We start from the raw sequence: 4543 nt of genomic DNA on the forward strand, positions 1-4543 counted from the left end.
GAGCCGCTCGGCGTCGATCACGCCGTTGCCGTCGGCATCGGTGTCGACGCCGTGGTCGGCACCGGGCGGCTTGCCATCCAGCGTCAGCCGGAAGCGCACCGGCATGCCGGCCGATGCGCGGCCGAGCACCAGGTGCAGGTCGCGCGCATGGAAGCGGTACACCACGCTGCCGCCGGCGCGGCCCGCCTCGGCGAACTCGGGCCGCACCGTCCACTCGCCCGCCAGCGCCCATTCGTTCAGCCGCGGCGTGCCCGGCGCATACAGGTGGCTGCGATCCGGGACGATGCCGCCCGGCGACGCGAAGCCTTCCGCCTGCTGGTAGCCGACATAGGTCTCCGCCGACTTCGCGTTCGCCATGTCGGGCGGCAGGCCGATGCCGCGGGTGTCCAGCGCGACCGAGGGCGCCGGCTTGCGGGCGGCCTCGCTGCCCGATTCCTTCAGCAGCGCCTGGATCATCTTCTCCGCTGTGTCGAAATCGCCTTCGCCGAACTGCTGGTGGCGGATGAGGCCCTGCGCATCGACGAGGTAGAACGCGGGCCAGGCGCGGTTCTGGAACGAGCGCCAGATCGCATAGTTGCTGTCGATCGCGACCGGGAAGTCGATCTTCAGGTCCTTCGTTGCGCGCTCGACGTTCCCGAGGTTCTTCTCGAACGCGAACTCGGGCGTGTGCACGCCGACCACCACCAGGCCCTGGGCCGCGTAGCGCTGCGCCCAGGCCCGCACGTGGGGCAGCGTGCGCAGGCAGTTGATGCACGAGTACGTCCAGAAATCCACCAGCACCACCTTGCCGCGCAGCGACTCGAGCGTCAGCGGCTGCGAGTTGAGCCAGCCGACGGCGCCGTCGAGCCGTGGCATCGGCGGCTCGGCCGCGGGGGCAGCCGGTGAGGCGAGGCAGGCAGCGAGCAACGCCAGCAGGGTCAGCTTCTTCATCGGCTCATGCCTTGGCGACGTCGATCACCGCCTGCGCGAACGCGCGCGGCGCTTCCTGCGGCAGGTTGTGGCCGATGCCGCCGGAGACGTTGCGGTGCTCGTACGGGCCGCTGAACTTGCCGGCATACGCCGACGGTTCCGGGTGCGGCGCGCCGTTGGCATCGCCTTCCAGCGTGATGGCCGGCACCGCGATGCGCGGCGCGGTGCTCAGCTTCGCCTCGATCTCGTCGTACTTCGATTCGCCGGCCGCGAGGCCGAGCCGCCAGCGGTAGTTGTGGACCGCGATCGCGACGTGGTCGGGGTTGTCCAACGCCTTGGCCGAGCGGTCGAAGGTCGCGTCGTCGAAACGCCACCGCGGCGACGCCGTCTGCCAGATCAGCTTCGCGAACGCATGGCGGTTCGCGTCGTAGCCGCGGCGGCCGCGTTCGGTCGTCAGGTAGAACTGGTACCACCACTGCAGCTCGGCGGCCGGCGGCAGCGGCTGCTGGCCGGCCTGCACGTTGCTCACCAGGTAGCCGCTGACCGACACCAGCGCCTTCRTGCGCTGCGGCCACAGCGCCGCGACGATGCAGGCGGTGCGCGCCCCCCAGTCGCAGCCGGCCATCACCGCCTTGTCGATCTTCAGCGCGTCCATCAGCGCGATCACGTCCTGCGCGATGGCGCCCTGCTGGCCGTTGCGCGGCGTGTCGGCCGACAGGAAGCGCGTCGTGCCGTAGCCGCGCAGGAACGGGACGATCACGCGCCAGCCGGCCGAGGCCAGCAGCGGCGCCACGTCGACGTAGGTGTGGATGTCGTACGGCCAGCCGTGCAGCAGGATGACGACCGGACCGTTGGCCGGGCCGGCTTCGGCGTAGCCGACGCTCAGCACGCCGGCATCGATCTGCTTCAGCGGGCCGAACGAGGCGGTGGTCGCTGTCTGCGCGATGGCGGGCGTGGCCAGCCCGAGCTGCGCGGCGCCGAAGGTGAGGGCGGCGGCACCGAACAGGTGGCGGCGTTGGAGATCGATCTTCTCGGACATGGTTGGCCTCGTGTGTTGGGATGCCTCATTGAGCCGGCGCGACGTATCCGGGGTGTGTCATGGAGGCCGCCGTTTTGTCCCGCGCCGTGTCGATGTCCGGCCCGGATACGCGGTGATACAGAGCCGATTCCCTACACTCGCGGGCATGGCACGCAAGGACCACGCTTCCGAGACCCCCGCGACGCAACTGCTGCGCAAGAACGGCATCGCGTTCACCGAACACCTCTACGACTACGTCGAGCACGGCGGCACCACCGAATCGGCGCGCCAGCTCGGTGTCGACGAGCACCACGTCGTCAAGACGCTGGTGATGGAGGACGAGACCGCCGCGCCGCTGATCGTGCTGATGCACGGCGACCGGCAGGTCAGCACGAAGAACCTCGCGCGGCAGATCGGCGCGAAGAAGGTCGCGCCCTGCAAGCCCGAGGTGGCGCAGCGCCACAGCGGCTTCCTGGTCGGCGGCACCTCGCCGTTCGGCACCCGCAAGGCGATGCCGGTCTACGTGGAGGCCGGCATCCTCGAGTTGCCCGGCATCTACATCAACGGCGGGCGGCGCGGCTACCTGGTCGGCATCGCGCCCGGCGTGCTGACGAGCCTGCTCGGGGCGAAGCCGGTGCAGTGCGCCGGTGCAGAATAGGCGCCCAGCCGAAACAGCCAGCCGCACGCCCCGCGCCCGCGGCCAAGACCCCATGGAGACTCTCTACACCGTTGCCGCCGTAATCGCGGCCTACCTGATCGGCTCGCTGTCGTTCGCCGTGATCGTCAGCCGGGCCATGGGCCTGAACGATCCGCGCAGCTACGGCTCGGGCAACCCGGGCGCCACCAACGTGCTGCGCTCGGGCAACAAGACGGCCGCCATCCTCACGCTGCTGCTCGATGCGCTGAAGGGCTACGTGCCGGTGCTGCTGGTGGTGCTGTTCGGTGCGCGCCTCGGGCTGCGCGAGGGCACCGTGGCGCTGGTCGGGCTGGCGGCCTTCGTCGGCCACCTGTGGCCGGTGTTCTTCCGCTTCCAGGGCGGCAAGGGGGTGGCCACCGCGGCCGGCGTGCTGCTTGCGTTCAACCCGTGGCTGGGCGCGGCGACGCTGCTCACCTGGATCATCGTCGCGGGCTTCTTCCGCTACTCGTCGCTGGCGGCGCTGGTGGCGGCGGTCTTCGCGCCGTTCTACCAATTGCTGATCTGGGACGGCGGCCCGCTCGCCGGCGCGATCGTCGTGATGAGCCTGCTGCTGGTCTGGCGCCACCTGCCCAACATCCAGAAGCTGATCGCCGGCAAAGAGAGCAAGCTCGGCAGCAAGAAGGCGCCGGCCACGGCGCACCCGCCCGAGCACCCGCCCGAGCATTCGCACAAGCATTCCTCCCACAAGCATTCCGACCACGGAGCCAAGCCATGACCCACGCCGTACGGCGTTTCCACGTCGAGGACCGCTATTCCGACATGGCCATCCACCATGGCACGGTCTACCTCGCCGGCCAGGTGCCCGACGACACCACGCAGGACATCCGCGGTCAGACCCGCCAGGTGCTGGCGATGGTCGACCGGCTGCTCACCGAGGCGCACACCGACAACGCGCACATCCTGATGGCCCAGATCTTCCTGGCCGACATGGCCGATTTCGCCGGCATGAACGAGGTCTGGGACGACTGGGTCGCCCCCGGCGACGCCCCGCCGCGGGCCACCGTGCAGGCGAAGCTGGCGAACCCGGCCTACCGGATCGAGATCGTCGTCACCGCGGCGCTGAAGGTCTGATCCCTCGCCGGCGCAGGGGATTTGCGGACGAGGGGGCTTGTAGATGCGAACGGTTCGCATTTAAACTGCAAGCCATGCACACCTCCACCCACCTGTCCTCCGCCGCGCAGGCCTTGCCCGCGGCGCCCGTCCGTTCTTCCCGCGCGCAGCCGGTCGGCGGCGGCGCGGCAGGGCCGCTGCGCTGCATCACCAGCGATGCGGTCTTCGCCGGGGAAACGCTGGTCATCATCGACCACCACGGCATCGAGTACCGCCTGCGACAAACGTCGCTCGGCAAGCTGATCCTGACGAAATAGGGTCCACGCGTACTCAAGTCGGTGCCGGGCCGCGCCGATAGCCTCCTGATCCCGTTGCAGCCGCCCAGGCTGCGCGGGCGATTCAGGAGACAACATGAATTTCGTCAACCGGATGAAGATCGGGACGCGACTGGGCCTGGGTTTCGGCGTCGTGATCCTGTTGCTGGTGTTGATCACCGGCGTGTCGGTGTGGCGCATCCGCGCCATCAATGCGGCCACGGCCGAGATCGTCAGCGAGGGCTACGGCCAGATCGCGCTGGCCACCGAGATCGACCGTGCCGTCAACAAGCAGGCCAACCACCTGCGCAGCGCGGTGCTGGCCGTCGGCGACGAGGCCGAGGTCAAGGGCTACATCACGAAGGTCAGTGAGGCCACGCGCGAGATCTCGCAGCTGCGCGAGAAGCTGGCCGCGACCGGCGCCTCGCCGAAGGGCGACGAGCTGCTGAAGGCCTTGCAGGAAAGCGGCGACTCCTACGTCAAGAAGCGCCAGAAGGTGGTCACGCTGCTGCAGGCCAACCTGCCGGACGCGGCGCGCAACTACCTGCTGAAGGA

General features: G+C 69.4%; 7 protein-coding genes. 5 read left to right on the top strand and 2 right to left on the bottom strand.

Going from position 1 to position 4543, the window contains the following annotated elements:
• The coding region (locus AC1D01_RS22070) for a thioredoxin family protein (protein WP_477870073.1) at positions 1-930 on the bottom strand (930 nt) is incomplete at its 3' end.
• Positions 931-934: 4 nt separating this feature from the next.
• Positions 935-1948 (bottom strand): alpha/beta fold hydrolase, encoded by a 1014-nt coding sequence (locus AC1D01_RS22075; protein WP_477870075.1) that lies wholly within the window; start codon positions 1946-1948, stop codon positions 935-937.
• 145 nt (positions 1949-2093) lie between these two features.
• On the opposite strand from AC1D01_RS22075, the gene ybaK reads away from it, so the two are divergent.
• The 5 genes from ybaK to AC1D01_RS22100 form a co-directional block, all read left to right on the top strand.
• Positions 2094-2585 (top strand): Cys-tRNA(Pro) deacylase, encoded by a 492-nt coding sequence (ybaK, locus tag AC1D01_RS22080; protein ID WP_477870077.1) that lies wholly within the window; start codon positions 2094-2096, stop codon positions 2583-2585.
• Positions 2586-2637: 52 nt separating this feature from the next.
• A complete protein-coding gene (gene plsY, locus AC1D01_RS22085; protein ID WP_477870079.1) occupies positions 2638-3339 on the top strand; it encodes a glycerol-3-phosphate 1-O-acyltransferase PlsY in 702 nt (233 codons plus the stop codon).
• A complete protein-coding gene (locus AC1D01_RS22090) occupies positions 3336-3695 on the top strand; it encodes a RidA family protein (RefSeq protein ID WP_047505972.1) in 360 nt (119 codons plus the stop codon). The genes plsY and AC1D01_RS22090 overlap by 4 nt, the downstream gene beginning before the upstream one ends.
• 74 nt (positions 3696-3769) lie before the next feature.
• Positions 3770-3991, top strand: coding sequence for a hemin uptake protein HemP (gene hemP, locus AC1D01_RS22095; RefSeq protein WP_477870082.1), 222 nt, complete (start codon positions 3770-3772; stop codon positions 3989-3991).
• 94 nt (positions 3992-4085) lie between these two features.
• A partial coding sequence (locus AC1D01_RS22100; protein ID WP_477870084.1) for an MCP four helix bundle domain-containing protein occupies positions 4086-4543 on the top strand: 458 nt, incomplete at its 3' end.

This window comes from Rhizobacter sp. P3_B12 (genome assembly GCF_056402895.1).